Here is a 1776-nt window from a genome sequence, read left to right on the forward strand (position 1 = left end):
CTGTGATATTCAATTTTTTTGTTGTTGAGAACTAATTTTTAGATTTAAAAGCTTAGTTTAGATTGAATATGCTTAATGTTTTTGTGTTACAATCATAATATTGCTTTCTAGAAAAGCCTGGAAAGCATAAAGGAGGAGTTTATATTGTATATTATAATTGCTGGTGGAGGAATTGCTGGAAGTAATTTAACTAAAAATCTTGTAAAAAAACATGATGTTATTGTGATTGAAAAAGAACAAAGTGTTGCAGAAAAAATTTACAGCAGATATGGGGCTGTTTCTGTACTTGGAAATGCTACCAGAATTGATGTACTTAAAGAAGCAGGAATTCAAAAATGTGATATAGCAATTGGAGTAATGCGTGATGATGCTGATAATCTTTCCTTCAGCCTGCTGGCAAAAAATTTTGGTGTAGATAAAATAATGGTGAGAATGCGTGAGCCGGAATATGAAAATGCCTATCAGATGGCAGGAGCAACGAATATTGCAGCAACCATGGAATTAATCGTAGAAAAATTTATTTTAGATATAGAAAAGCCAGATGTACGCAAAGTTGCTTCTCTTGGTGAAGGTAAAGCAGAAGTCTCTATTTTAACAATACCCGACAATTCCCAAATTTCTGGAATGCAGATTTCGGATATTGTAAGTCAAAAAAACTTCCCGGTTAACTGTGTTATCGCAGGAATTTTTGATAAAAAAGAAGATAAATTTATAGTACCCCGCGGCAGTAAACAGATATATTCAGGTAATCAGGTTTTTTTAGTTGCTTCTAAAAATGATATGGAGAAGGCAGCTAAATTCCTTCTCCATAAGTGATTTTAATATATTTTTATTTTTTTAACATGTTAATCATTAAAATAAATCTGTTGCTAGAAATCATCTCAGCAAAATTTCTGCAGAAAGACTGACAGATATTTTTACTTTCTCTCCTTTGACTGGTACTGGAACAGCTTCATCTCTGGAAGTACTGTCCATATTTAATGTCTTTTCTGCTCTGTATACATTCTGACCTCCCAGATTGATAGTTTTAATCTGATATTCCTTTTTACCCAGTTTATCTCTTAAAAATACCGCTTTTTGATTCAGTTTATCCAATGCCAGTGCTGTTACTTCATTTACAGCACTCTCTTCATTTTTAAGCTGATAGTTTATCTGAGATAAGTTATTTGCTCCTTGATTAAGAGCTTTTCCTAAAATAAGAGGCAGTTCTTCTAAATTTTCACTTTTAAAAGAAATTCTATTTATAACCTGATATTCTCTTTCTATATTATCATTACTGTAGTTATTCACTGGATAAACTCTGTAATCTTCTGTTTCTATTTCTGTAAGGGTTTCTTTTTCCAGCATTTCCAATAATGAAGTCATTTTTTCATTATTATCACTAACTGCAGACTGCAAATTAACATCTCTACTCTCAACTCCTAGTTTAACTTCTACAGCTTCCGGCTCAAAATCTTTTTCTGCACGGATATTTAAATTAACTACTACAGATTCTGCCTTTTCTTTGAGGGCAGCATCACTGATTTCATCAGTTTTTGATCTGGTAAATACACTATTATCAAAATATAATCCATTTACAATTACTGCAGTCAATAGTATCAAAGCAATAAAAACTAAAAACATACCTGTTCCTCTGTTCATTTGAAATTCCTCCTGTTTTTATTATTCTAAAATTTTGCCTTCGGTTCAACCCCCTAAATATGGAGAATATGTTTGTTAAGCTCGTTCATTCTTAGTTTCTCATTTTTTTATTTAAGCTAATACTGGTTCAGCAAC

2 protein-coding genes are annotated in these 1776 nt (G+C 31.9%); one reads left to right on the forward strand and one right to left on the reverse strand.

All coding sequences use genetic code 11. The features are described from left to right. The first annotated feature begins 144 nt into the window (after positions 1 to 144). Positions 145 to 816 carry a TrkA family potassium uptake protein gene (locus DFR78_RS11790; protein WP_114459020.1) on the forward strand — a complete coding sequence of 224 codons (672 nt, stop codon included), beginning with the start codon at positions 145 to 147 and terminating at the stop codon, positions 814 to 816. A gap of 60 nt (positions 817 to 876) precedes the next feature. On the opposite strand, the gene DFR78_RS11795 is transcribed toward DFR78_RS11790, so the two are convergent. Further along, positions 877 to 1641: an SIMPL domain-containing protein gene (locus DFR78_RS11795; protein ID WP_114459021.1), complete on the reverse strand. Its 765-nt coding sequence runs from the start codon at positions 1639 to 1641 to the stop codon at positions 877 to 879. Between the last annotated feature and the right edge of the window lie 135 nt (positions 1642 to 1776).

Origin of the sequence: Halanaerobium sp. MA284_MarDTE_T2 (assembly GCF_003337245.1) — a bacterium.
In the GTDB taxonomy this organism is placed as follows: domain Bacteria; phylum Bacillota; class Halanaerobiia; order Halanaerobiales; family Halanaerobiaceae; genus QPJE01.

What these genes read in the sequence shown, in the direction of transcription:
- DFR78_RS11795 (WP_114459021.1), bottom strand. Translation starts at nt 1,641, where the DNA reads ATGAACAGAGGAACAGGTATGTTTTTAGTTTTTATTGCTTTGATACTA.